The organism is Pseudomonas sp. NPDC089918, assembly GCF_050280605.1.
Taxonomy (GTDB): domain Bacteria; phylum Pseudomonadota; class Gammaproteobacteria; order Pseudomonadales; family Pseudomonadaceae; genus Aquipseudomonas.
In genome coordinates this window covers 64,523-90,368 of record NZ_JBNNVP010000025.1, presented here as the reverse complement: position 1 = coordinate 90,368, position 25,846 = coordinate 64,523, and the positions used below count along the sequence as shown (strand labels likewise).

The following is a 25,846-nucleotide window of genomic DNA, read 5'->3' as shown; positions in this document are numbered from 1 at the left end:
ATAAGAACAACGTCCGGAGACCAATATGAACGCATCGCTAGAAACCACCGTGCAAAAGGTCAAGCTGTTGATCGATGGCGAGTGGGTCGAATCCCAGACCACCGAATGGCACGACATCGTCAACCCGGCGACCCAACAAGTGTTGGCCAAAGTCCCATTCGCGACGGCTGCCGAAGTCGATGCTGCCATCAGCGCCGCCCATCGCGCCTTCCAGACCTGGAGGCTGACGCCGATCGGCGCGCGGATGCGCATCATGCTCAAGCTTCAGGCGTTGATTCGTGAACACTCCAAGCGTATTGCCGTGGTACTCAGCAATGAGCAGGGCAAAACCATCGCCGATGCTGAAGGCGATATCTTCCGAGGCCTGGAAGTGGTCGAGCACGCCTGCTCCATTGGCAGCCTGCAAATGGGCGAGTTCGCCGAGAACGTCGCTGGCGGTGTCGATACCTACACCCTGCGCCAACCGATCGGCGTCTGCGCCGGCATTACTCCGTTCAACTTCCCGGCGATGATTCCGCTGTGGATGTTCCCGATGGCCATCGCCTGCGGCAACACCTTCGTGCTCAAGCCGTCCGAACAGGACCCGATGTCGACCATGCTGTTGGTGGAACTGGCCATCGAGGCCGGCATTCCGCCGGGTGTGCTCAACGTCGTTCATGGTGGCAAGGATGTGGTGGATGCGCTTTGCACCCACAAGGACATCAAGGCTGTTTCGTTCGTCGGTTCGACCGCGGTCGGCACGCATGTCTACGACCTGGCCGGCAAACACGGTAAACGCGTGCAATCGATGATGGGCGCCAAGAACCACGCCGTTGTGCTGCCAGATGCCAATCGTGAGCAAGCGCTCAATGCGCTGGTCGGCGCCGGTTTCGGTGCGGCGGGGCAACGCTGCATGGCCACCTCGGTAGTGGTGCTGGTGGGCGCGGCCAAGCAATGGCTGCCAGACCTGAAAGCACTGGCGCAGAAACTCAAGGTCAATGCCGGCAGCGAGCCGGGCACTGATGTTGGCCCGGTGATTTCCAAGCGAGCCAAGGCGCGGATTCTCGATCTGATCGAAAGCGGCATCAAGGAGGGCGCCAAGCTCGAACTGGACGGTCGCGACATCAGCGTTCCGGGCTACGAGAAAGGTAACTTTGTCGGTCCGACCCTGTTCTCTGGTGTCACTCCCGAGATGCAGATCTATACCCAGGAAATCTTCGGTCCGGTGCTGGTGGTATTGGAAGTCGATACCCTCGATCAGGCCATCGCTCTGGTCAACGCCAACCCATTCGGCAACGGCACGGGGTTGTTCACCCAGAGCGGTGCGGCGGCGCGTAAATTCCAGACGGAAATCGACGTCGGCCAGGTCGGCATCAACATCCCGATTCCTGTGCCGGTGCCGTTCTTCAGCTTCACCGGTTCCCGTGGTTCGAAGCTCGGTGACCTCGGTCCTTATGGCAAGCAAGTGGTGCAGTTCTACACTCAAACCAAGACCGTCACTGCGCGCTGGTTCGACGATGACAGCGTCAACGACGGCGTGAACACCACCATCCACTTGCGTTAAGGAGCCGGACATGAAAATCGCTTTTATCGGTCTCGGCAACATGGGCGCGCCGATGGCGCGCAACCTGATCAAGGCCGGCCATTCACTGCGCCTGGTCGACCTGAACAAAGCTGTGCTGGCAGAGCTCGAGCAACTGGGCGGCAGCATCAGCGCTTCGGCGCGTGAAGCCGCTCAAGATGCAGAACTGGTGATCACCATGCTGCCAGCCGCTGTGCATGTACGCAGCGTCTGGCTGGGTGAAGACGGCGTGTTGGCGGGAATCGCCAAGGGCGTGCCCGCAGTGGATTGCAGCACCATCGATCCGCAGACGGCGCGCGACGTCGCCGCAGCGGCTGCCAAACAAGGCGTGGTCATGGCCGATGCCCCGGTCTCTGGCGGTACCGGCGGTGCTGCGGCCGGGACACTGACTTTCATGGTCGGCGCTACGCCTGAACTGTTCGCCACCCTGCAACCGGTGCTGGCGCAGATGGGCCGCAACATCGTCCACTGTGGCGAAGTCGGCACCGGGCAAATCGCCAAGATCTGCAACAACCTGCTGCTGGGGATTTCCATGGTCGGCGTCAGCGAAGCCATGGCCTTGGGCGATGCGCTGGGGATCGACACGACGGTGCTGGCGGGGATCATCAACAGTTCCACCGGGCGCTGCTGGAGTTCGGAGATGTACAACCCGTGGCCGGGTATCGTCGAAACGGCGCCGGCCTCGCGCGGGTATACCGGCGGTTTCGGTGCTGAACTGATGCTCAAGGATCTGGGCCTGGCCACTGAGGCGGCACGTCAGGCGCACCAACCGGTGGTGCTTGGCGCGGTGGCGCAGCAGTTGTATCAGGCGATGAGTCAGCGTGGGGAAGGCGGCAAGGACTTCTCGGCGATCATCAACAGCTATCGCAAACCCCAATAAGGATTTTTCGGGATGGTGATGGGAGGCTTGCCTGTGGCGAGGGAGCTTGCTCCCGTCCGGCTGCGGAGCAGTCGTAAGTCCTGAGCATGCGGTGTATCTGAAACACCGCATCAGCTTGTTGGGTTCGCTTCGCGAACCAGCGGGAGCAAGCTCCCTCGCCACAAGGGATGCGGATTCCTATCAGTTTTTTTGCCGAGAGACCACGTCGGGTGGTCTCTCGGTTTTTTGCATCAGGCAAACACGAAATACTTGCGCACGGTCTCAACCACTTCCCATGTGCCCTTCATCCCTGGCTCGATGACGAAAATGTCACCGGCACGCAGGTGGATCGGCGCCATGCCTTCCGGAGTGATGACGCAGTAGCCTTCCTGGAAATGGCAGTATTCCCACTTCACGTATTCCACGTACCACTTGCCTGGCGTGCAAATCCAGGTGCCCATGATCTTGCTACCGTCTTCGCTGGTGTAGGCGTTTAGGTTGACGGTGTGCGGGTCGCCTTCGAGTTTTTCCCATTTGCAGGCGTCGAGCACGGGCAATGGGTGGGTATCGCGTAGGACGGTGATAGGTGCGGGCATGTCAGCTCCAGGCTAGCGGCAGGATTGAATGACCAGCCTATCGCCGAGAGGGGGGCACCCGGATGTCTGGGGTCGACATCCAGTTACCTGTAAACGCTGATAGCCTATGCGAAGCTGTTTCGCACCATTGCCGTGCATGTGTGAAGGTTTCGCTACAGCAACGAACCATAAAAGTTCAATAATTTTTTAGACGCAAACGAAATAACCCACCGGACACCTATTGCAAAACAAAATCGTCTGTACTATAACATTCGTACTAGCGGACTTTTCCGCCAATGGAGCTACATTCTAGTCACGGACAGACTTTATTCAGCTTTCTCTATCATTAATTGCTGACTTGGCCATCGGGCCAAGTGTTGCTGTCTACCTGTTGTTATCCAAATAACAACGTGGCGGCGGAGTAACAGTTATTAAAGTTGCGCGGACGCAATGTTATGCGTGCTTTGAGATGGCAGAAAAAATAAACAGTTAGTTATTGCTTATGCACAAGCGGATAGGTTCGCAGGTTTCTGTGTGCATTAAATCATCATGCATCCCGTATCAATGGAATGAGGCTTTACTGTGGATGACACTAATGTAGTCGAAGTTTTAACGACGATCGATTCTGGCAGTGAACTCGGTCGGCATGTATGGATTCGCGCCGCCAGTCGTCTGCAAAATGTTCAATTGGGTGATGACTGTTTCGTCGGGTTCAAGTCCGACTTGAGGTTTGTCGCCATCGGCAAGGCAAGCATGCTGGCCACCGGTGTGCAGTGCCTGGGGACGGCTCAATCCCCGATCCAGATCGGCGCAAACGCCTGGCTGGGTGCGAAGGTTACGGTGAAAGCAGGTGTCTCCATCGGGGCTGGTGCAGTGGTTGCTGCGGGGGCTCTGGTGGTCTCGGATGTTCCGCCCGATGCTGTCGCAGTAGGGCGCCCTGCCCGAATCATCGCCTATCGCAGTGTTGTAGAGGACGGCGCACCGAGCCCCGAAGGCGTACTGGCGAAGGTGCGGGAGCGGGCTCGTCAGGGCATGCCTTCATTGCTCGACCGGACTTCGTTATCCGTGGCCCGACTCAAGGAACTGAACCCGGATACTCAAACCTGGGACATCAGTGAAGACACGCTTATCGATGCCGAATTGCGCGGTGGTGCCTCGGTGGAAATCGCTCGGGACTGCATTCTGATCGGGCGCAGTGTGCGTCAGGGCGGGATGTCGCAACTGGGTGGTATCGATATTGGAACCGGGACTTCGTTGGATGAAGGCATCGTTATCGAGGCCGCGGGCGGCGTCACGATTGGTGCCTTCAGTGAGTTGGGCGCGCGGGTCACTGTCGTTACTTCATCACATGATCATTCGTTTCGTTCACTGCCTTGGGAGGAGGCCCCTGTACGCATTGGAAGTCGCTGCGTTATTGGTGAGGGAGCAATCATAGTTGGTCCACTGAGTATCGGTGATGGTGCCGTTATAAAACCCTACTCAGTGGTTATAAGGGATGTATTGGAAAACACTGTGGTCAATGGCGTTGTTCAACTAATGGAGATACAGGAATGATTTTATTTGCCCCCAACCCTACTGGTTCCGGACATAACATGCGGGCTCTTTCCATCGCTCAGGCGATAAAGAAACAACGTCCGGATATGGCGCTGACCGTGGCGCTGGCTTCCTTGCAACCGACCTTTACGCCATTGTTCGAAAAGGCCGGGGTCGAGGTAGTGGACATCGCCGGGCGACTGGTCGATTACTCGAAAAAGAGCAACTTGTCGAAAGAGCTGGACTGGGCCAATTACATTGGTGGTTATATCGCCAATACCTTTTTGTCCGGCGAGCGAATCCTGTCTTACCTGGCGTTGATCGCGGAATACAAGCCGGCGGTGCTGGTGTCGGACTACAACATGGCGGCCTGCCTGGCGGCGATTTTCAGCGGTACGCCGCTGGTGTTCGTGACCGAGCGTTATGACTTCACCCTCTGCCAACTGGAAGACAGCGACCTGGCCGACGGCGGATTCGAAGTCAACGCCCTTGAGATGGCCAGAGCCCGCACGGCCCTGCACAGCCAGTTCTCCTGGATGATCAATCAGAGCCAACTGGTCCTGACCGACAAACCCTATGTCGCTTCCCTCGATCAAGGCACTCCGGTCGCCGAGGCCTTGAGTACCGGCAAAGCACACTTCGTCGGGCCGATGATCCGTGACATCACGGTGCAAAGCGGCTTGAACGTGCGCGCCGAACTGAACCTTGGCGACTCGCCGTTCATTGTCGCCTCCATCAGTGGCACTACGATGTTCTCGCAAAACAAGGAAGCACTGCTGGCGGCTTACCTGGAGAGTTTCAAAACCCTGCGCGAACAAAATCCCGAGCTGAAGATGGTGCTGCTGGGACGTCAGGATATCCAGGCCCAGGAAGGTGTTATCTGCGTGCCGTACTACCCCGACTGGATGGGCTTGTTGCGTGAAGCCAGTCTGCTGATTTCGGCACCAGGCTGGATCACCGTGACGGAAATTTCGGCGCTGAACATCCCTACATTGTTCGTCCTGCCTTCGAAGTCGGAATACCACGAACTCGAGGCCTTGCGTCGCCTGGAGCTTCTGGGTTTCCCGACCCATTTGGGTCACGACCAGCACCGGATCGTTGAATTGGTGGCGGGCGAGCTCGAAAAAAATACCAACGCGACCGGTTACTTCGCCCCTCATCAACAAGTGGCCGCCCCGGACGGCGAAGGCGCTGCCCGCGCTGCCATGCGGATTATCGAGTTGTGCCAGGGCGCCGTTGTCCCGTTGACCGAAAGCAAAGCCGCCTAACCTCAAGGAAGAGGGATACACCATGTCGCTTCATCCACAGTTCCTTTTTGATCAAGGCCTCAAAGACGCCGAGTACGGTGGTTATTTTGCAATCACTGATGCCAGCGGGCAGGTCGCGATTTCCAGTGACAAGCAGTTGCAGGATCAGGTTGAGGTGACGCTCTACCAGGCTGCTCATGGCAGCGAAGCGCAATTGCGTTTCGCCCATGAGGGCCTCATGCGTTTGTATGATGGCCAGCACGCGGGGTTTCACGAACTCGCCGATCGGTTCTGGACGCCCCACGGTTCGGGCCGTTGCCGGACGCTGGCGCTGCAACTGGACGCCTTGGCGGCATTGATTGCCTACCAGCGCAAAGTGCCGCAAGACATTGCAAACCTGGCCAACATCAAGGCAATGCTGGAGAAAATCGAAACTGTTTATAGCCGCTCGGTGGTGGCGGGGATGTACAGCAGTGACTGGTCCGAACCGCTGGAACTGGCCACCTCGATCGAGCTGGACATCAGCGCCGTCAACTTGCTCGCGCTGATCGGCACCGATCCGCTGGGAGCCGGCCTTGTCGGGCATCTTGAAGCGCATGCCGAAAACCTGATCGCTCGCGTCGCCGGCAGTGACAGCGAGCAGGGCGTCGATGTGGCGTTGAGCCGCTGTGCCGTGCGGGCGCAAACCAGCCTCGCACTGGTCGGCTTGGCGAGCGTTCGCGATGACAATGCGCTGTCGAATCTGGCGTGTTCGTTTCTCAAGCAGACGTTGGCATTGTTCCGCGATCCCGCCTATGGCGGGTACTGGGATCGGGTGTGTATCAGCGGCAAAGTGCGGGTCGATTGGCACACGTCTTATAAGAAACACGAGTCGCCATTTCCGATCAAAACGGCCTATGACGCAGCGCTGCTGTTGCAGGCGATCCAGGCGTTCCCGGCGGATGCGCATGACCTGGATCGGGCCGGCGTAACGGCTGCCTTGCTGGATTTTCACGACAGCCGCAACGGTGGGCTGTTCATGGGCAAAGGTTATTTCTGGTCGACCCCCGATGACCCGACCGTGCCCTTCATTCGACAGTTCTGGGCGACGCCGCGCCAGCCAGGCGTGTTCACCATCGGCAACCTGACGTACCTGCCGTTGCATTTGAAAAGCCTGAAAACCCAGCTCGCTGCCGCGCAGGCACTGCAGGCGGTCCAGCCAGCCACGGCGGTGCATCATCACGATGACGCAGCGTTGGTGGCGCAGGGGCTGGAGAGCATCGATGGCAGTGGCGATGTGCAAGACATTCATCCAGCGGCCGTGCCGGCGATCAATGTGGACTTGAAACGTTATCTGGCGTGGCTGTCCCAAGCTCGGGCCTCCAGCGACACACCTTACGGGCTGACCGCTGAAACCGCTCCGCTGGGGTTTCGGGCAGACAAGACGTGGCAGGTGTTTTCCGGCTTGCACGTGATCTCGGATTTGCATGCCCTGGGCATCGAGATTGAAAACAAGGAGAGCCTGATCGACTGCATCAAGTCATCGCAAAACGCCGACGGCGGCTTCGCCGAACAACCGGGTCATCTCAGCGATGTATTCGCCAGTTATTGCGCGGTGCTGTCACTGCGGGTGCTGGGGGCGCTGCCGAATGATGTGGAAGGTTGCGTGCGTTACTTGCAGGCGTGCCAGAACCCGGATGGTGGTTTCGGCGACGTCGCGGGTTATGTCTCCGATATCTGGCACACCAACCTGGCGGTTTTGTCGCTGCATGCGCTCGGCGCTCGGGCGCCAGACGAACAGGCCGTGCAGGCTTTTGCGCTGCGATGCCGAACCGCCGATGGCGGGTTTGCCAACAAACCGGGTTATCCGCCGGATGCGTTCTCGGTGTACCGCGTGGTTTCCACGCTGTTCATTCTCAATAAACGCATCGTCGACGCGCAGCAGACCGTGGCGTGGCTGCAAAAACTGCAACAGCCCAATGGCTCGTTCCATTACCGGCCTGGCAAGGCTGTCAGTCTGGTGGGTACGTACATGGCCATCGCCGCGATGTATTTGCTCGATGCCCAGCCGCACTACTTGCAAGCGTCGAAGGACTGGATCGCTGCCCATCAAAAACAGGATGGCGGTTTCGGGCCGCTCAATTCGACGTCGGCCACCACCGATGAAAGCTTTGTCTGCATTCAGACCTTGCTGATTCTGGAGAAAGGCTTGAGCCAGTACTGGGTGGCCTTGCTCAACTGACCGATGGCTCGATGGCAGACGCCATCGATGGACTGTGAATCATCAATTGGCCAAGGGAGGCGCTGATGAAAATTTTAGTGACAGGGGGCGCGGGCTTTATCGGCTCGGCAGTCGTGCGGTATCTGATCAACGAAACCGAGTGCGAAGTCATCAACGTAGACAAGTTGACCTACGCCGGTAACCTCGAGTCATTGGCCGATGTGGCCGACTCGCCGCGGTATCGTTTCTATCAAGTGGACATCTGCGACAGGAACGCGCTGGACGAGATCTTTGCGCGTCTTCAACCCGATGCCGTCATGCATCTGGCGGCCGAGTCCCACGTGGATCGCTCGATTGACGGGCCCCAGGCCTTCATCGAGACCAATATCGTCGGCACCTATACTTTGCTCGAAGCGGCGCGTGGCTACTGGAACCGATTGGATGCGCCACGTCAGGCGGCGTTTCGTTTCCATCATGTGTCCACGGATGAAGTGTACGGCGACCTGGAGCCCGAGGATCCGGCGTTCACCGAAACCACCGCTTATGCACCCAGTTCGCCGTACTCGGCGACCAAGGCCAGCTCCGATCACCTGGTTCGCGCCTGGCACCGGACGTTCGGTTTGCCGGTGGTGCTGAGCAACTGTTCGAACAATTACGGGCCGTTCCATTTCCCGGAAAAGCTGATCCCTCACATCATTCTCAATGCGCTGTACGGCAAACCGTTACCGGTGTACGGCGACGGAGGGCAGATCCGTGACTGGTTGTTCGTCGAAGATCATGCCCGGGCGTTGTATGCGGTGGTCAGTCGCGGTGAGGTAGGTCAGACCTACAACATCGGCGGCCACAACGAGAAAACCAACCTGCAAGTGGTGCACACCTTGTGCGACTTGCTGGAGACGCGCGGCGCACTCAAACCGGCGGGCGTGGAGCGCTTTCGGGACCTGATCACGTTCGTCAAGGATCGCCCCGGCCATGACAAGCGCTACGCCGTCGATGCCGGAAAAATCCAGCAGGATTTGGGCTGGACGCCGCTGGAAACCTTCGAGAGTGGCCTGCGCAAAACGGTCGACTGGTACCTCGACAATCGTTCCTGGTGGACGCGGGTACTGTCGGGCGACTACGCCCTGGAACGCATCGGCGAACACCAAAACGAAGCCGTCGAGGCCTGAACCCAACCCACTTCACAGACGCCATTGCGGGCGTCTGTCACACAACTGCTTCAAGGAGAAAAGCATGGCCAGGTACAAAGGAATCTTATTGGCGGGTGGCGCGGGTTCACGGTTGCATCCTGTGACCCTGGGCGTTTCCAAACAGTCGCTGCCGGTGTACGACAAACCGATGATTTATTACCCGCTGTCGGTATTGATGCTGGCAGAGATTCGCGAAATCCTGATCATCTCCACCCCAGAGGATTTACCGGGTTTCCAGCGTATGCTCGGCGACGGCAGTCAGTTGGGCTTGAGCTTGAGTTACGCGGTACAACCGAGCCCGGACGGTTTGGCCCAAGCCTTCATCATCGGTCGCGAGTTTGTCGGCGAAGACAACGTATGCCTGGTGCTGGGCGATAACATTTTCTATGGCGCCGGTTTTGGCGACACCCTGCTGGAAGCGGCCAGCCGCGAGGAGGGTGCCACGGTGTTTGGCTATTACGTGGCCGATCCGGAGCGCTTCGGCGTCGTCGAGTTCGATGATACCGGCAAGGCTCTGAGCATCTGCGAAAAACCGACTCATCCGAAATCCAATTACGCGGTCACCGGGTTGTACTTCTACGACAACGACGTGCTGCAGATCGCCGCGGATATCAAGCCATCGCCACGGGGCGAACTTGAAATCACCGACGTCAACAATGTCTACCTGGAACGCGGCAAGTTGAACGTTTCGGTGATGGGGCGCGGGTTGGCCTGGCTGGATACCGGGACTCACGACTCCTTGCTGGAAGCAGGAAATTTCGTGCATGCCATCGAGAAACGCCAGGGCCTGAAGATCGCTTGCCTGGAAGAGATTGCCTACAACAAAGGCTGGATCGACGATGCGCAACTGTTGGAGCAGGCAGGGAGCATGAGCAAGACCGGCTACGGTCAATACCTCGCCCGCCTGATCAACGATGGCGTGCTGTCGGTCATGGATGCGCGGCAACCGCTCAAAGGCGCGGCCTGACACCGTTCAGTGGCCCACGGGATGATAGTGGGCCATTGAAAGGGCGATTTATCGTCCGGTGACCCTGTCGTGTTGCGGGGTTTTGAAGCCAGGTCGCGGTTCAATTGGCGGCGTTTGCGTCGAACGCAAACGTGCCAGGCGACTGGCGTGGGTCGGAGGCTCGGCCGCTAACGGTGAACGACGCTTGCGGGTCTCTTCGCGCAATACCGGCAGTACTTCCTTGCCGAACATGTCGAGTTGTTCCAGCACGGTTTTTAAAGGAATACCTCCATGGTCGAAGAGAAACAGCTGTCGCTGGTAGTCGCCGAAGTGCTCGCGGAACGTCAGGGTCTTGTCGATGATTTCCTGGGGGCTGCCCACGGACAACGGGGTCATCTCCATGAACTCTTCAAGGGAAGGGCCATGACCGTAGACCGGGGCGTTGTCGAAGTAAGGGCGGAATTCCCGTCGTGCGTCCTGGGAGTTGCGGCGCATGAAAATATGCCCGCCCAGGCCGACGATGGCTTGTTCTGGCGTGCCATGCCCGTAGTGCGCAAATCGCTCACGGTAAAACTCCACCAGGGCAATGAAATGCTCGCGGGGCCAGAGGATATGGCTGGCAAAAAAACCATCGCCGTAATACGCCGCTTGCTCGGCGATTTCCGGGGTACGAATCGAGCCATGCCAGACAAAGGGCGGCACGTCGTCCAGCGGTCTGGGAATGGAAGTGAAGTTCTTCAAAGGGGTACGAAAGCGACCGCTCCAGTTGATGTCTTCTTCGCGCCAGAGCCTGTGCAGCAATCGATAATTTTCCATCGCCAGCGGCAGGCCGTCGACGATGCTTTTGCCGAACCAGGGATAGACCGGTGCGGTATTTCCCCGGCCAAGCATCAAGTCCATGCGGCCGCCTGCCAGGTGTTGCAGCAACGAGTATTCCTCGGCCAGCCGCACCGGGTCATTGGTGGTAATGAGGGTGGTGGACGTCGACAAAATGATGCGCTGGGTTTTCGCTGCGATGTACGCCAGCAACGTGGTGGGGGAGGACGTGATGAACGGCGGATTGTGGTGCTCGCCCGTGGCGAACACATCCAGGCCGATGTCTTCGGCTTTTTGCGCGATTTGCAGGGTGGCCTGAATGCGCTGAGATTCACTTGGGGTACTGGCGTTGGTCGGGTCTTGTGTGACGTCGCCAACGGTGTAGATCCCGAATTGCATAAAGCCTCCTTGCCTTGCGTGTAGGTGTGTTTGAAGCCGCTGCCTCGAGGTTAAATAAACGAGGCACTTGAAATGTACGCCTGTACACGTACAATCGCAATTGTGGTGCGACGTCCAACGGACATTTCGAACTGACAAGGACGGGAGCAGAGCATGGAGCTGGGATTTATTGGTTTGGGCACGATGGGCGTGCCGATGGTGCTGAACCTGTTAAAGGCCGGTCATCGGGTCAAAGTGTGGAATCGATCGTCGGCACCGCTGGATGAATTGGCGCGTGCCGGTGCTCAGTCCGTCGATAGTCCGGCACTCGCCGCACAGGCCGAGGTGTTGATCTCGATGTTGGGCGATGACGTCGCCATGCGCTCGGTGTTCATTGACGGCAATGGGCTGGAGGGCCTCACGGCGGGGAGTGTTCACGTGAATATGTCCACGGTGTCGGTCGCGCTGGCCAAGGAGTTTGCGGCGCTGCATGCCGAGCGCGGTGTGGCGTATGTCTCTGCTCCGGTGCTGGGACGGGTGGACGTGGCCGCGGCAGGCAATCTGAATATTCTCGCGTCTGGTCCCGCGCAGGCACTGGCCCGTGTTCAGCCGCTATTCGATGTGTTGGGACGCAAGACCTGGCCATTCGGGGAATGCGCGGAGCTGGCGTGCGTGGCCAAACTGTCGGCCAATATGATGATTGCGGCGGCGATCGAGTCCATGGCGCAAGCGTCCACTCTGGCCAGCAGCTATGGCATCAGCCGCGCGACGTTCATTGAAATGATCACCTCGACGCTGTTTCCCGTACCGGTTTATCAAGGCTACGGGCAACTGATGATCGATAAACATTTTGAGCCGGCGGGCTTCAAGCTGTCCCTGGGGCTGAAGGATATTCGCTTGGCCCTTGAGGCAGGCGAAGCGGCGCAGGTGCCATTGCCGTTTGCCAGTGTTTTGAAAGACAACTTGCTGGACGCAATGGCCCATGGTCAGGGCGATCAGGACTGGGCATCGTTGTCAGAGGTGAGTGCACGACGCGCCGGCTCACGCTAATACCCGAAAGTTAAAGAAAGCGTAACTTCTATGGGAGTTCGGTAGTGTCTTTTCGTCTGGAGTTTTTCATTAAGCTGGACGGAGTTTTTTCTAAAAGAAAACCTAACTAACGCTTGCCAATGTACGACTGTAGACGTACATTTTTGTCGGGTTCAAAAATAATAAAGATTCATCTGTTCTTCGTCTGCTGATCATTAAATAAATAATAGCTAGGAGCCGTTATGAAAAATCTTATGCAATGGAACAATCTTCCCACTGAGTCCAACGAATGGCTTGAGAAGGTGCGTGCGCTGAACCCGTTGATCATCAGGCACAGGGATTACAGCGAGCAGACGAATGCGACTCACAAGGATGTGATGTCTGAGCTCTTCAAGGAAGGTTTCGGCAGAACGTCGGTGTCCAGGGCGTTTGGTGGTTCGCAAGTGGATATCCAGACGACCTCCGCCATGCTGCTCGAATTTGCCCGTCATGATGCCTCGGTGTCCTGGCAATTGGCGGTGCAAGTGGCAATGGGTCGGCTCTCCGACTACTTGCCGGAGCAGACCTCCGAAGCGATCTACAGCACTTGCACGGGTTTTGTGATTGGTGCGATTCACTCTGGCGGTGAGGCCGTGCCGGTCGGCGACGATTACCTGCTGAGCGGCAAGTGGGCCTTCGCCAGCGGTTCGGCCTATGCCGACTGGCTGGTGTGTACCGCCACGGTGAAAGGCCCGGCCGACTGTTCGGCCCCTGAAGTGCGGATGTTTTTTGTTCCGGCGTCTCAATGCAAGATCAACCACACCTGGGACACGCTGGGCATGCGCGGCACGGGCAGCCACCATTTCGAGTGTGAGCAAGTGCTGGTCAACAAGGCGTTCTCCCTGGATGTCGAGACGTTGAAGAAGTCTCCGGAAATTCGTAGTTCGCGGGCATACGCCACAGGCTATTACGAATTCGGTACCCTGGCGGCGATGTCCACCGTGCTGGGCGTTGCTCGTGCGGCGGTCGATCATTTCCGTAACGACCGGGCGGTGAACACCGATCCTGGCCTGGAAGGGGTGATTTTCGAGAAAACCGGTCGAGCCATTTCGTCGGTGCACACGGCTCAGTTGCTGCTTGAAGATGCGATCTGCCAGGTCATCAACCGTGGCGAAACGATCGGCGATCCGGTCAGTGCCCGGGTCGGGCTGGCGGCCTCGGTGCTCACTGAAAACTCGGTGAGCGCCGTGAATCAGATTTATGCGTTGGCCGGTTCCAAAGCGGTTTATAAGTCCCACTTCCTGGAACGCTGTTTCCGCGATATTCATACCGGTTCAAAGCACTTCACTTTGTCGCCTTTGAACTTGCACGGTATTGGCAAGTTTTACCTGGATAAGACCAATGCGCTCGCGGCAGCGTAAACGGTTATAAATAAATCCGGCGTGTCATGAGTGATTAATCACAGGGATTAATGACACGCCGGGTTTGTGCCGCCTCTTTTATTAATTCTTGAACTTTTGCGCTCGCAGTTGAGAGTCAAGGGAGTGCCACATGCTTGCTCGAAATAAAGTTAAATCACTGGTGTTTGTTCTGCTGGTTATTGTTATTGGCAGTGCTTTCGGTTGGCGTTTCTGGTGGCCCGACCCAGTCTCGGCCGAACAACGGCTACCCAGTACCAAGGTCGGTTTGGCGCAGGTCAAGAAACAGCCCTACACCTATTACCTGGAAGCTATCGGCAAGCTTGAGGCTCAGCGCCAGGTGCTGGTGTCGGCTGAAGTCAGCGGCAAGGTCGTGGACATCGACTTCGAGTCCGGTGATCAAGTGGCGGCGGGGCAAGTTCTGCTCACGCTTAACGATGCACCGGAGCAAGGTGAACTGGTTCGCCTGAAGGGCGAGTTCGAATCGGCCAAGGCGCAATTCGCTCGGGTGCAGGAACTGGCGAAAACCGGTGCCGAGAGTCGTCGGGCCTTTGACAGCGCACGCGCTCAATATGACGCGGCAAAAGGCGACATGGAGCGCATGCAGGCGCAAATCGCCCAGCGTCATATTCGTGCGCCGTTCGCTGGCACCCTCGGGATTCGTCAGGCGCATCTGGGTCAGTACCTGGAGGCCGGTGGCGCTGTCGCGACCCTGACCGACCCCGGTGTGCTGCGGGTCAACTTTACCCTGGCCGAGCGCGATGGCTCCCGCGTCCAGCTTGGCCAAACCGTGCAGGCGAAAGTCGATGCCTGGGCGGATGTGAAGTTTCAGGGAAAGATTGTGGCGGTCGATCCACAGATCAATCAGTCCCATACCATCAACGTCCAGGCGGTGATCACTGACACGAAAAAACTGCTGCGCCCAGGCATGTATGCCCGAGTGTCGGTCACGTTGCCGCAGACTTCCGAGCTGGTGATTCCGGAGACGGCCATCACCTACAACGCCTACGGCGAAAGCGTCTTCTCCGTATACACGGATGACCTGGGGGTGCAGAAGGTCAAGCGCGAGAGCATCAAGGTCGGAGAGCGCCGCGATGGCTGGGCGGTTGTCGACAAAGGTTTGAATGAAGGCGTGCAGGTGGTGACTTCCGGTCAGTTGAAACTCCATGACGGAGTGGCCGTGGAAGGTGTGCCGGACACGGTTGGCCTTAACCTCACCACTGGATTGGAAAAATGAAATTCACCGACATCTTTCTCCGCCGCCCCGTACTCGCAGTGGTGGTCAGTACGCTGATCCTGCTGTTCGGCGTGCGTGCGTTGCTGAACCTGCCGATCCGCCAGTATCCGATGCTGGAAACCTCGACCATCACGGTCACCACCCAATACCCGGGCGCCTCGTCGGAGTTGATGCAGGGCTTTGTGACACAACCGATCAGCCAGGCCGTGGCCTCGGTGGAGGGCATCGATTACCTGTCTTCGGCGTCGACTCAGGGCCGTAGCCAAGTGACGATCCGGATGGCACTCAACAGTGATTCCATCTCCGCGCTGACCGAGGTCATGGCCAAGGTCAACCAGATCAAATACCGGTTGCCCAAGGATGCCTATGACCCGGTGGTGGAACGCACCTCGGGTGGTTTTACCAGTGTGGCGTACGTGGCGTTCGCCAGTTCCAACCTGACCATTCCTCAGATGTCCGATTACATTTCCCGTGTTGTCGAACCGATGTTCGCCGGCATCGAAGGCGTGGCCAAAATCAACATCATGGGCGAGCAGAAACTCTCCATGCGCCTGTGGCTGGATCCGCAACGCCTGGCGGGCTACGGAATGACCGGCCAGGACGTGTCGCAGGCGATCGAAGGCAACAACTTCCAGGCCGCCCCGGGGCAGGTCAAGGGCTTGTATGTGGTCAGCAATTTGCGGATCAACACCGACCTGAACAGTGTTGAAGATTTCCGCGACATGGTGCTGCGCAACGACAATGGCCGCATCATCCGCGTGCGGGATGTCGGGACTGTCGAGCTCAATGCCGCTTCAACCGATACCAGTGGTTCGATGAGTGATGTGCCGGCGCTGTTCCTCGGCCTGGACGCCGCACCGACCGGCAACCCGCTGGTGATCGTCAAACGCGTACGAGAGTTGTTGCCACAGATCCAGGAAACCCTGCCGCCGGGTGTGACGGTACAAATTCCGTTCGAAGTGGCGCACTTCATTCAATCCTCGATTGATGAAGTGTCTTACACGCTACTGGAAGCTTTGGTGATCGTGGTCCTGGTGATTTACCTGTGCCTGGGGACGTTCCGCACCGTGCTGATTCCCCTGGTGACCATTCCGCTGTCGATGCTCGGCGCCGCGATGTTGATGCAGATGTTCGGCTTCAGCCTGAACCTGCTGACGTTGCTGGCGATGGTTCTGGCCATCGGCCTGGTGGTGGACGATGCGATCGTGGTGGTGGAGAACGTGCACCGCCACATCGAGGAAGGCAAATCCCCATTCGATGCGGCGTTGATCGGGGCCCGGGAAGTGGCTGGGCCGGTGGTCGCGATGACGTTCACCCTGGCGGCGGTGTACGCGCCTATCGGTTTGATGGGCGGACTGACCGGCACGCTGTTCAAGGAGTTCGCGCTGACCCTGGCAGGGGCCGTGGTTATCTCCGGCATCGTTGCATTGACGTTGTCGCCGATCATGAGCACCCGTCTGCTGGACGCCAAAAGCAGCGAGGGCTTCATGGCCGTCAAGGCCGACCGTTTCTTCCAGTCTTTGGCCCACCGCTATGGCGCGTTGCTGGGCGGCTCGCTTGCACGGCGCTGGATCAGCCTCAGCGTGGCCCTGGTGATCTTTTTCAGCCTGCCGTTTCTGTACCGCTCGGCGCAAACCGAACTGGCGCCGCTGGAAGATCAGAACATTTTGCTGACGGCCATCAAGGCACCGCAGCATGCCAACCTCAATTACCTTGAGGCGTACGCCCACAAGCTCTACGAGACGTTCAACCAGATCCCCGAGGGCTACAGCAACTGGGTGGCCAACGGTTCCGATGGGCTGTCCAACAGCGTCGGCGGGATCAACCTGGTGGACTGGGACAAGCGCGGTCGCGACGCCAACACGATCCAGCCCGACTTGCAGGCGCGGGTCAACGAGATCGAAGGCACCAGCATCTTCGTGTTCCAGATGCCGCCCTTGCCGGGTTCCACCGGTGGGTTGCCAGTGCAAATGGTGATCCGCAGCGATCAGGACTACCTGGCGTTGTTCAACGTGATGGATCAGCTCAAGCAGGCAGCCCAGGCCAGCGGTTTGTTTGCCGTGGTCGACAGTGACCTGGACTTCAACAACCCGGTGGTGGAAATCCAGATCGATCGCGCCAAGGCCAACGCCCTGGGCATTCGTATGCAGGATATTGGTGAGACCCTCAACAGTTTGATCGGCGAGAAATACGTCAATCGGTTTTCCTTTCACGGGCGCTCCTACGACGTGATTCCGCAGTCGATTTCCTCGGACCGGCTCACCCCCGAAACCCTCAAGTTGTATTACGTGAAGGATCAGAAGGGCAATCCGGTACCGTTATCGACACTGGCCACGCTCAACATAAAAGTCGAGCCCAATCGCTTGACCCAATTCAACCAGCAGAACTCCGCCACGTTCCAGGCCATTCCGGCACCGGGCGTGACCCTGGGCGATGCCGTGGGGTTCCTGCAAAAGCAATCGGAAGGGTTCCCGGCCGGCTTCAGTTTCGACTGGCAGTCCGATGCCCGGCAGTACGTGCAGGAAGGCAACAGCCTGGCGTTCACCTTCGGTCTGGCGCTGGTGATCATTTACCTGGTGCTGAGCGTGCAATACGAGAGCTTCCGCGATCCGTTCATCATTCTGATCAGCGTACCGTTGTCGATTTGCGGGGCGCTGGTACCGCTGGCGCTGGGGATGACCTCGCTGAACATTTACACGCAAATCGGCCTCATCACCTTGATCGGATTAATCAGTAAGCACGGCATTTTGATGGTTGCGTTCGCCAATGAATTGCAGCGCAAGCAGGGCATGGACCGGGTCCAGGCGATTCAACATGCCGCGCAGGTTCGCCTGCGGCCGATTCTCATGACCACCGCAGCGATGGTGGTGGGGCTTGCTCCCCTGTTGTTCGCCAGCGGTGCCGGCGCCAACAGCCGCTTCGGGCTGGGCCTGGTGATTGTGGTGGGCATGCTGATCGGCACGCTGTTCACGCTGTTTATCCTGCCCTCGGTTTACACCTTGCTGAGCTCGATCAAACAGCCAGCCAGCGCGCCTGAGGCCACTCTGGTCAGTGCGCCGCAACCCATCATGTGAGGATGTTGTATGTATCGGATTACGCGCTTGATGCTTGCGCCGCTGGCTATTTCCATCCTGATGGCGGCAGGCTGTGTGAACTATGCCGGGATCGATCATCAGGGCACCTTGTTGTCGGTTGACGATCTGCACTCCAAAACGCTGCAAGACACACTGCCGCCCGCCAACTGGCCTCGTGCCGACTGGTGGACGTCGTTGGGTGACCCGCGACTGGGCGCCTTGATCGAAGAGGCCTATGCCAGCAACCCGGACTTGCAGGAAGTGTCGGCACGGGTCGCCAAGGCCAACGCGTTCCTGGATTTGCGCGAGGCCGAGCGCTACCCCGAAGTCAATGCTTCGGCGGGCGTCACCCGTGCCCGGTTGTCCCGGTACGAGGACTACAGCGGAGAGGGCCGGAACTACGTCACTGCCCGATCGCTGGCGGTCAATTTCAACTACACCTTTGATCTGTGGGGTGGACAGCGGGCAGCCTGGGAATCGGCACTCAACGGTGCCATGGCGGCCGAAGTCGACCTGCAATCATCGAGGCTGATTCTGACGGTCAACGTGGTCAAGGCCTACAACCAGCTTGCCTACGCCTGGCAGGTGTCGGAGCTCAATCGCCGGGATCTCGCGCGGTTGAGCAAGTTGGTGGAACTCTCGGGTTCACGCTATGACTCGGGGCTGGATAATCTGTCGCAGTTGAAGCAGGTGCAAAGTCTCAAGGCGCGCTCGGAATCGACCTTGATCGGCGCGCTGGATGACATCGAAATCGCCCGGTTGCAGTTGTCGGCATTGGTCGGCAAGGGCGTGGATCGCGCGCAAAGCATCGACCGTCCTTCAAGCCTGCAAGCCAGTGTGGTGGCGCTGCCCGCTCAGTTGCCGGCGCAACTGGTCGGGCGTCGGCCAGATATCGTGGCGGCACGCTGGCGGGTCGAAGCCGAGAACAAGAATGTCGATGCGCTCAAGACTACGTTTTATCCCAACGTTAACCTGGTGGCTTCGGCGGGGACTCACGCGTTGTCCGGGGATGCATTGCTCGCCAGCGTCAGCAAGTTCTGGAACATCGCGCCGGCCGTTTCCCTGCCGATTTTCGATGCCGGGCGCTTGCGCTCCGACCTCAAGGCCGGCAATGCCGAATTGGATATTTCGATTGCTCACTACAATCAGGTGCTGACCTCGGCCCTGCATGAAGTGGCGATTTCGGTCACGCAACTGCGCTCTTTCGAACAGCAGATTGCAGTGCAGCAAGATGCCTGTGCCATTGCCCAGTCGTCCTACGATCTTTCTCAGTCCCGGTACAAGGCCGGTGAAGATACGTTCCTGGATGCGTTAAACATTGAGCAACAATTGATTCAGGACGAGATGCGCCTGGCCTTCCTCAACAGCAAGCACATCGACAGTTCGATTTCGTTGATGGCGGCCTTGGGCGGCGGCTTTCAGGAGCGTGAAGTGCAGTAAAAAACCAACGGGGGGATTGCAGGGTTCAAGGTGCTGTAGTGCCCGGGGTGGTTATCGCGGGGGGGTACTTTTTGTGTATAGTTTTACTGTTCTCGTATAGACGAATCCTAGTAAGACACCTCCCGCCTATATCATCAAAGGTACCTACCTATGAACGTTGCAAATCACCCTAATCAGGACCAGATCTTATTAGAGAATGTTCTGTCCGCACTGGGTAGCCCGTTGCGCCTGACCGTATTGAAGGTGTTGGCCGATGGCCAGGAACACCCGTGCGGGCGCATTCTCAAGGGTGCGTCGAAATCGACAATGACGCATCACTGGCGGGTCCTGCGTGACAGCGGTCTGATTTGGCAACGGCCATATGGTCGTGAAAACCTGTTGTCTTTGCGCCGCGAGGACATGGACCAGCGTTTTCCAGGGCTGCTCGATTCATTACTCACCGCGGTCAAGTTCGACGAGCAAACCGTCGAAGTGATCAGCAAGCATGAAGTGAACGAAGAGACCGAGGCTTGAGTTTCAGGAGTACACGGCAAGTGAAGGGCAGAGCCCTTCACTGCAACCATTGAGTTCACGATCACCAGGGAGGTGAGAGTATGGGGACAAGTCATTATTGGTCGTCGCGACCGTTGTCGGAATTAACTGATCCCGAACATCACTGGCTGTTTTTGCCGGGCGCGCTGACCCCTCGTTTGAAGGCGATGGGCAGTTACTCCATCGAAGTGGTCGAGCAGTCCCACGGACCCCTCAACCCTGACGAGGCAGAAGCCTTGAACGTATCGGCGGCGTCGACCGGTTGGGTGCGTGAGGTGGTCATGAAGCTCGATGGTGAGCCCTGTGTCACGGCGCGCAGCCTGACCAGCGTACCGGCCCTGAGCGCCGATTGGTCGGAGCTCAACGAATACGGCGGCCGGCCATTGGCCGAGATCCTCTACACGTCGGCCCAAACCCTGCGAGAACCTTTCCAGTGCGCTTTGCTGTCCCCCGGTGCGCCATTGGCGGCGCTGTCCTATCGTTTCGCCCCTCATGCCAAACGATTGCTGGCCAGGCGCTCGCGCTTCACGCGCAACGGCTCTGCCTTGCTGGTCAGTGAGTGCTTTCTACCGGCCTTTTGGGCTCGGGTTTAGTCAGGATCAGGCTCGGCAATCGAGCTTGAAGTCACGCATCTTCCGATCCCTCATCATTTCATATCCTCTCAGCGTTCTACGGTTGAGTCCGGGACAACCCCCTGATCGTTCACCCGAGCAAGGGGTTTTGGCGTTCTTTGTCAGCGGCAAATCACCGCTTCTATCTGACTGATCGCCGGGGTGAGGGCCAGCGCCAGTTTTTCAGCCTTCGAGGTGGGGCGCATGGTATTGGAGGAGCGCAGGAACAACGGGTCATCGAACCTTTTGCGCAAGCGCGATAACGATCCGCTGATCGCTGGTTGTTTGACATGCAGGCGTTCAGCCGTGCGGGAAACACTTCGCTCCCGGAACAACACCAGAAAAATAATGATCAGGTTAAGGTCTATATCCGCGAAGTTTTCTTCATTGAATAACATGTTCTCATCCCTGTGATGACCCGGTATTGGACAGGCCGACGTCCAGGCAACACGGCGGCTGTCATCAATGCCGGGTAGGCAGCGGTTACTGATCGGGCGCCAATCGCAGTTCGTCGTTGAGACGGTAGTAATTGCGATTGAAGTAGACCAGGCCTTCCTTGGCCTCGCTGTGTTTGAGCTTGAGAATTTCACAGTAAAAAATGCTGTGAGTGCCCACCTCGTCGATCTTGCTGATGCGACAGTCGAGATTGACCAGCGCTTCATCGATGGCTGGCGAACCGGTCACCAGGGTTTCGCAGTTCACACTGGAAAAGCGTTCCTGCATGGACAGCTGACGATTGGCGAACGCCCCGGATGTTGATTGATGATTTCCCGTCAGCACATTCACACAGAGCACCCCATTGGTTTTGAAATGCTCGTGATTGGACGAGGAGCGGTTCACGCAGACCAGCAGTGTGGGCGGTGAATCCGTCACGCTGCACACCGCCGACGCGGTAAAGCCAAAACGACCCGCGGGGCCATCCGTTGTCACAATGGTGACCGCACTTCCCAGCATCGCCATTGCATTACGAAATTCAGTTGAATCAACCATAGCGTCCCCTCATTCCTTGTAGGTTATTGGAGCTGATCCGTTCTTCCTTGCCCGCCGTCGCCGCAGGGTGGCGGGTACTGAACGACACGTTCGGCTTCGAAGCTATAGTACGTATGTAGTCGTACCATGCAAGCTATTCCTTGTGCTTATTTTTGCTGAAAAGGGGCAAGCATGAGAGAGCGTTCAAGGCCTCGCTAACGGGCGGTTTGCTTGCTCATCGTAACTGTCCCTGAATCTGAAACCTCAAGGGTAAAGTCTGCCCCTCAAGGGAGAGCCAAGGCATTCAGCAAGGCCTGGGCATAACCGGGCAGTGCGGCGAAGTCCCGGGCACACAGCAACAGTTTGCGGCGGGCCCATGGCTCTTTCAGTTCGATGCTTTTGAACGGTGTTTCAGTCGGCCAGCGTTCGACCGCCGCCAAGGGCACGATCGCCAGCCCGGCACCTCGGGCGACCATGCGCATCACGCCATCGAAGCCATCGGCACGGATGCGGATCTGCATCCGTAAACCGCTGTGCAGGGCTTGTTCTTCCAGGTACACGGCCAAGGCGCTGTTGGCGTTCAGGCCGACGTAATCGTGGTGCAGGGTGGCGCTGAAACTTAACGGTCCGGTGTCGGCCAAGGGGTGATCCCATGGCAGTATCAACACCAGTGGGTCGTCACGGAAATAGCGGGTCTGAAGGCCGTCGGCATCCACGGCGTCGGACACAATGCCCAAGTCCGCCGCACCTTGGCGCAAGGCGTGGGTGATGCGCGCGCTGGGCAACTCTTGGAGGTCGATGTCGAGGTTCGGATGGTCACGCAGAAAGTCTGCCAGCAACTCCGGCAGGTACTCGGTGATTGCAGTGGTGTTGCACAACAACCGCACCTGGCCTTTGACCCCTTTGGCGTATTCGGCCAGGTCCTGCTGCATGCGCTCGGCCTGTTGCAACAGGACTCGGGCATGCTGCGCCAGGGCCTTGCCGGCCGGGGTTGGACTGACACCGCGACGACCTCGCTCAAGAAACTCGATGCCGAGTGAAGCCTCCATGGCGCGGATTCGAGCGCTCGCCGCCGCCAGCGACAAATGGCTGCGAGCTGCGCCGGCGGTGATGTTGCCGGTGTCGAGGATGCTCAGGTAGAGGCGCAGGTCGGTGAGGTCGAAGTGCATCGTTACAGCCTCGGGAGGTTTGTTGTCTGGACGGGGCCCCTTCGCGGGCTTGCCCGCGAAGACGTCATCAGCCGCAACGAAAACTTTAGCCTCTACCAAATCAAGAGGCTGCCTCAGTATATGGCAGATTTTCAAGGCAACCATCAGGGCTCACCATAGCCCCATGAATACACTCGCCGCGTTCTACCAACATCTGGGTTTGGCCCTTTCCTTATTGGTCGTCGCAACCTTCCTGCTGGCCGGGATGATCAAAGGCGTGATCGGCCTCGGCTTGCCGACCATTGCCATGGGCTTGCTCGGTCTGGCTATGGCACCGTCGCAGGCTGCGGCGTTGCTGATTATTCCCGCTACCCTTACCAACGTCTGGCAACTGGCATTCGGCGGTCATTTGCGCGGGCTGTTGAACCGGTTGTGGCCGATGCTGCTGGCGATTTTCATCGGCACGGGCGTCGGCACGCTCTGGATCGGCATGGCCGGTGGACACTGGGTTGTGCGAGGGCTGGGGGCGGCGTTGCTGATTTACGCCTTGAGCGGGTTGTTCCTACCGACCTTGCGCGTCGGCGGTCGCACCGAGCGTTGGCTCGGTCCGCTGTGCGGTGTGCTGACGGGCGTCATCACTTCGGCCACCGGGGTTTTCGTGATTCCGGCGGTGCCTTATCTGCAAGCACTGGGCTTGAGCAAGGATGAACTGGTGCAGGCGCTGGGCCTGTCGTTCACCGTCTCGACCCTTGCGTTGGCCGCCGGCCTGTTATGGCGTGGCGCCCTCGGCGGAGGCGAGTTGAGTGCATCGCTGCTGGCGCTGATTCCGGCGGTGCTCGGCATGCTATTGGGGCAATGGCTGCGCCAGCGGATCAGCGCCGTGTTGTTCAAGCGCGTGTTCTTCATCGGCCTCGGTATGCTCGGCGGCCACTTGCTGATCAGCGGCTAGCGGACGAAGTGCTGAGCATCTCGATCGGCCGGATATCGAAATCCCGTTCCAGAAACTCCATGCGCTGGTCGAGGAACTGCTTCATGTGTGGCAGGTTCGAGTGCGTATCCAGATGAGCCTGGGATTGCCAGATCTCGTAGAAGATAAACAGTGTCGGGTCCTGTTTGTCGCGCAGCATGTGGTACTCGATGCAACCGGGTTCGGCGCGACTCGGTTCGACATAAGCACGGAACAACGCTTCGAAGGCCGCGGATTTTTCCGGGCGGGTCTTGGCGTGCAGGATGAAGCCTTGCAGTTCGCTCATCAGGTTCTCTTTGAAAGTCAGAATTGGCGCAAGTTTACGGCAACAATCCACTGTCGATTCGTGCGTATTGGTCAAATGAATTTTGCTGATCCTGGGCTTATTCCGCGCGAGGTCGATCGCTACTCTGCCGCCATCGAATTTCAACCTTGCGAGATTTCTCCCATGAAAAAAGTCCTGTTGCTCAATGGCGGCAAAAAATTTGCCCACTCCGATGGTCGCTACAACACGACGCTGCACGAAGCGGCGCTGAGCGTGCTGGATCGCGGCGGTGTGGATGTAAAAGCCACGTTCATCGACGAGGGGTACGACGTCGCGGAGGAAGTCGCCAAATTCCTCTGGGCCGATGTGATCATTTATCAGATGCCCGGTTGGTGGATGGGCGCCCCCTGGACCGTCAAGAAGTACGTCGATGAAGTCTTCACCGAAGGCCACGGCAGCCTCTACGCCAGCGATGGTCGCACGCGTTCCGACGCGTCGCAGAAGTACGGCAGCGGTGGTTTGCTGCACGGTAAAAAATACATGCTGTCGCTGACCTGGAACGCGCCGCAACAAGCCTTCGACGACCCCACCGATTTCTTCGAAGCCAAAGGCGTGGATGCGGTGTACTTCCCGTTCCACAAGGCCAACACCTTCCTTGGCATGACCGGTTTGCCGACCTTCCTGTGCGTTGATGTGATGAAGCGCCCGAACGTTGAAGCCGATGTGGCGCGTTATGAGCAGCATTTGGCCGAGGTGTTTGGCTTACCGGCCTGAGTTTTCCGGCTAGTATCCGTCGCAACGGCAGGAAAGATCGCAGCCTGCGGCAGCTCCTACAGATGGCGTACACCCGAAGGTTCGGGGCGCTCGCAATCCTTGTAGGAGCGGCCGCAGGCTGCGATCTTGGCGATTCATGCCATGCCGATTAGCGAACGAGGACACACGTGAAAGCCAGATCCGATGAGTTGCAGATTTTCGTCTGCGTGATTGAGTGCGGGTCGATTTCAGCTGCGGCCGAACAGGTCGGGCAAACGCCGTCGGCGGTCAGCCGCACGCTGTCGCGACTGGAGGCCAAGCTCGACACCACGCTGATCAACCGCACCACGCGACGCATGGACCTGACCGAGGAGGGCAAGTACTTCTTCAAGCACGCCAAGCTGATTCTCGATCAAATGGACGAACTCGAAGAGCGCCTGTCCTCACGCCAGCAAACCCCCTCCGGACGTCTGCGAATCAACGCCGCCTCGCCATTCATGCTGCACGCCATCGTGCCGTACATCGATGAGTTCCGCCGTCTCTACCCGGACATCCAGCTCGAACTCAACAGCAATGACCTGATCATCGACCTGCTCGAACAAAGCACCGACATCGCCATCCGCATCGGTACGCTGGCCGACTCGACCTTGCATGCCCGCTCACTGGGTTGCAGCCCGCTGCACATCGTCGCCAGCCCGGCGTACCTGGAACAACACGGCGTACCAGCCGCCGTTGCCGATCTGGCCGAACATACGCTGCTTGGGTTTACCCAGAACGAAGGCCTCAACCAATGGCCGTTGCGCTATGTCCACGGTGATCGCTGGCCGATCCAGGCGTCGATCAATGCGTCCAGCGGCGAGACGATCCGGCACCTGGCGCTGGCAGGGCAGGGCATCGCCTGCTTGTCGCACTTCATGACCATCGACGACATCCGCGCCGGTCGCTTGCAGGTGCTGCTGGCGGAGTTCAACAGCGGATATCGCCAACCGATCAACGCGGTGTACTACCGCAACTCGCAACTTGCCCTACGGATTCAGTGCTTCCTGGACTTCATCCAGGGCAAATTGGCGGCTTATGCGATTGCGGATTTCAAGGGCTGATTCGTAGACCGCGTCATCGT

Annotated in this window: 23 protein-coding genes; 17 read left to right on the top strand and 6 right to left on the bottom strand. The window is 58.4% G+C overall.

The annotated features are described in order from the left end of the window. Positions 1-25 precede the first annotated feature (25 nt). Positions 26-1,543, top strand: coding sequence for a CoA-acylating methylmalonate-semialdehyde dehydrogenase (locus ACQKPC_RS18520; protein ID WP_192346847.1), 1,518 nt, complete (start codon positions 26-28; stop codon positions 1,541-1,543). Positions 1,544-1,553: 10 nt separating this feature from the next. Then, positions 1,554-2,441: a 3-hydroxyisobutyrate dehydrogenase gene (gene mmsB, locus ACQKPC_RS18515; protein WP_192346849.1), complete on the top strand. Its 888-nt coding sequence runs from the start codon at positions 1,554-1,556 to the stop codon at positions 2,439-2,441. A 230-nt stretch (positions 2,442-2,671) separates the two neighbouring features. Here the strand turns inward: mmsB and ACQKPC_RS18510 are convergent, their stop codons facing one another. After that, positions 2,672-3,016: a cupin domain-containing protein gene (locus tag ACQKPC_RS18510; protein ID WP_095055543.1), complete on the bottom strand. Its 345-nt coding sequence runs from the start codon at positions 3,014-3,016 to the stop codon at positions 2,672-2,674. Between the two features lie 561 nt (positions 3,017-3,577). Here ACQKPC_RS18510 and ACQKPC_RS18505 point away from each other — a divergent pair. The 5 genes from ACQKPC_RS18505 to rfbA all read left to right on the top strand — a co-directional run bounded on the left by ACQKPC_RS18505 (position 3,578) and on the right by rfbA (position 10,132). Next, positions 3,578-4,549 (top strand): acyltransferase, encoded by a 972-nt coding sequence (locus ACQKPC_RS18505; RefSeq protein WP_427625841.1) that lies wholly within the window; start codon positions 3,578-3,580, stop codon positions 4,547-4,549. Between the two features lie 38 nt (positions 4,550-4,587). Next, positions 4,588-5,796 carry a hypothetical protein gene (locus ACQKPC_RS18500; protein ID WP_427625840.1) on the top strand — a complete coding sequence of 403 codons (1,209 nt, stop codon included), beginning with the start codon at positions 4,588-4,590 and terminating at the stop codon, positions 5,794-5,796. 22 nt (positions 5,797-5,818) lie between these two features. Beyond that, positions 5,819-7,996: a prenyltransferase/squalene oxidase repeat-containing protein gene (locus ACQKPC_RS18495; protein WP_427625839.1), complete on the top strand. Its 2,178-nt coding sequence runs from the start codon at positions 5,819-5,821 to the stop codon at positions 7,994-7,996. A gap of 65 nt (positions 7,997-8,061) precedes the next feature. Then, positions 8,062-9,144 carry a dTDP-glucose 4,6-dehydratase gene (rfbB, locus tag ACQKPC_RS18490; RefSeq protein ID WP_427625838.1) on the top strand — a complete coding sequence of 361 codons (1,083 nt, stop codon included), beginning with the start codon at positions 8,062-8,064 and terminating at the stop codon, positions 9,142-9,144. A 64-nt stretch (positions 9,145-9,208) separates the two neighbouring features. Then, positions 9,209-10,132 (top strand): glucose-1-phosphate thymidylyltransferase RfbA, encoded by a 924-nt coding sequence (gene rfbA / locus ACQKPC_RS18485; RefSeq protein WP_427625837.1) that lies wholly within the window; start codon positions 9,209-9,211, stop codon positions 10,130-10,132. Positions 10,133-10,180: 48 nt separating this feature from the next. Here the strand turns inward: rfbA and ACQKPC_RS18480 are convergent, their stop codons facing one another. Next, positions 10,181-11,326: a CE1758 family FMN-dependent luciferase-like monooxygenase gene (locus tag ACQKPC_RS18480; protein ID WP_427625836.1), complete on the bottom strand. Its 1,146-nt coding sequence runs from the start codon at positions 11,324-11,326 to the stop codon at positions 10,181-10,183. Positions 11,327-11,479: 153 nt separating this feature from the next. Here ACQKPC_RS18480 and ACQKPC_RS18475 point away from each other — a divergent pair, with 153 nt between their 5' ends. The 7 genes from ACQKPC_RS18475 to ACQKPC_RS18445 all read left to right on the top strand — a co-directional run bounded on the left by ACQKPC_RS18475 (position 11,480) and on the right by ACQKPC_RS18445 (position 20,606). Continuing rightward, complete coding sequence (locus ACQKPC_RS18475; RefSeq protein ID WP_427625835.1) at positions 11,480-12,355, top strand: NAD(P)-dependent oxidoreductase; 876 nt, start codon at positions 11,480-11,482, stop codon at positions 12,353-12,355. Between the two features lie 221 nt (positions 12,356-12,576). Beyond that, complete coding sequence (locus ACQKPC_RS18470; protein WP_427625834.1) at positions 12,577-13,734, top strand: acyl-CoA dehydrogenase family protein; 1,158 nt, start codon at positions 12,577-12,579, stop codon at positions 13,732-13,734. A 130-nt stretch (positions 13,735-13,864) separates the two neighbouring features. Then, positions 13,865-14,968 carry an efflux RND transporter periplasmic adaptor subunit gene (locus ACQKPC_RS18465; protein ID WP_427625833.1) on the top strand — a complete coding sequence of 368 codons (1,104 nt, stop codon included), beginning with the start codon at positions 13,865-13,867 and terminating at the stop codon, positions 14,966-14,968. Next, positions 14,965-18,042: a MexW/MexI family multidrug efflux RND transporter permease subunit gene (locus tag ACQKPC_RS18460; protein ID WP_427625832.1), complete on the top strand. Its 3,078-nt coding sequence runs from the start codon at positions 14,965-14,967 to the stop codon at positions 18,040-18,042. The genes ACQKPC_RS18465 and ACQKPC_RS18460 overlap by 4 nt, the downstream gene beginning before the upstream one ends. A 9-nt stretch (positions 18,043-18,051) precedes the next feature. After that, a complete protein-coding gene (locus tag ACQKPC_RS18455; protein ID WP_427625831.1) occupies positions 18,052-19,482 on the top strand; it encodes an efflux transporter outer membrane subunit in 1,431 nt (476 codons plus the stop codon). A gap of 150 nt (positions 19,483-19,632) precedes the next feature. Further along, positions 19,633-19,995 (top strand): ArsR/SmtB family transcription factor, encoded by a 363-nt coding sequence (locus ACQKPC_RS18450; RefSeq protein ID WP_427625830.1) that lies wholly within the window; start codon positions 19,633-19,635, stop codon positions 19,993-19,995. An 80-nt stretch (positions 19,996-20,075) separates the two neighbouring features. Beyond that, complete coding sequence (locus ACQKPC_RS18445) at positions 20,076-20,606, top strand: chorismate--pyruvate lyase family protein (RefSeq protein ID WP_427625829.1); 531 nt, start codon at positions 20,076-20,078, stop codon at positions 20,604-20,606. Between the two features lie 140 nt (positions 20,607-20,746). Here the strand turns inward: ACQKPC_RS18445 and ACQKPC_RS18440 are convergent, their stop codons facing one another. The 3 genes from ACQKPC_RS18440 to ACQKPC_RS18430 form a co-directional block, all read right to left on the bottom strand. Further along, positions 20,747-21,022, bottom strand: coding sequence for a LysR family transcriptional regulator (locus ACQKPC_RS18440; RefSeq protein WP_427625828.1), 276 nt, complete (start codon positions 21,020-21,022; stop codon positions 20,747-20,749). 85 nt (positions 21,023-21,107) lie between these two features. Next, positions 21,108-21,614, bottom strand: a complete 507-nt coding sequence (locus ACQKPC_RS18435) for a flavin reductase (protein WP_008067482.1) — start codon at positions 21,612-21,614, stop codon at positions 21,108-21,110. 263 nt (positions 21,615-21,877) lie between these two features. Further along, entirely contained in the window at positions 21,878-22,762 is an 885-nt protein-coding gene (locus ACQKPC_RS18430) for a LysR substrate-binding domain-containing protein (RefSeq protein ID WP_427625827.1), read from the bottom strand. Positions 22,763-22,925: 163 nt separating this feature from the next. On the opposite strand from ACQKPC_RS18430, the gene ACQKPC_RS18425 reads away from it, so the two are divergent. Beyond that, entirely contained in the window at positions 22,926-23,690 is a 765-nt protein-coding gene (locus ACQKPC_RS18425) for a sulfite exporter TauE/SafE family protein (RefSeq protein ID WP_427625826.1), read from the top strand. Here the strand turns inward: ACQKPC_RS18425 and ACQKPC_RS18420 are convergent. Continuing rightward, the gene (locus ACQKPC_RS18420; protein ID WP_427625825.1) at positions 23,680-23,994 is read right to left on the bottom strand and encodes a putative quinol monooxygenase; all 315 of its coding nucleotides are present in this window, start codon (positions 23,992-23,994) and stop codon (positions 23,680-23,682) included. The two genes, ACQKPC_RS18425 and ACQKPC_RS18420, sit on opposite strands and share 11 nt — an antisense overlap. 162 nt (positions 23,995-24,156) lie before the next feature. Here ACQKPC_RS18420 and ACQKPC_RS18415 point away from each other — a divergent pair, with 162 nt between their 5' ends. Continuing rightward, positions 24,157-24,747: an NAD(P)H-dependent oxidoreductase gene (locus ACQKPC_RS18415; RefSeq protein WP_192346871.1), complete on the top strand. Its 591-nt coding sequence runs from the start codon at positions 24,157-24,159 to the stop codon at positions 24,745-24,747. A 167-nt stretch (positions 24,748-24,914) separates the two neighbouring features. Next, the gene (locus ACQKPC_RS18410; RefSeq protein WP_427625824.1) at positions 24,915-25,826 is read left to right on the top strand and encodes a LysR substrate-binding domain-containing protein; all 912 of its coding nucleotides are present in this window, start codon (positions 24,915-24,917) and stop codon (positions 25,824-25,826) included. Positions 25,827-25,846: the final 20 nt, after the last annotated feature.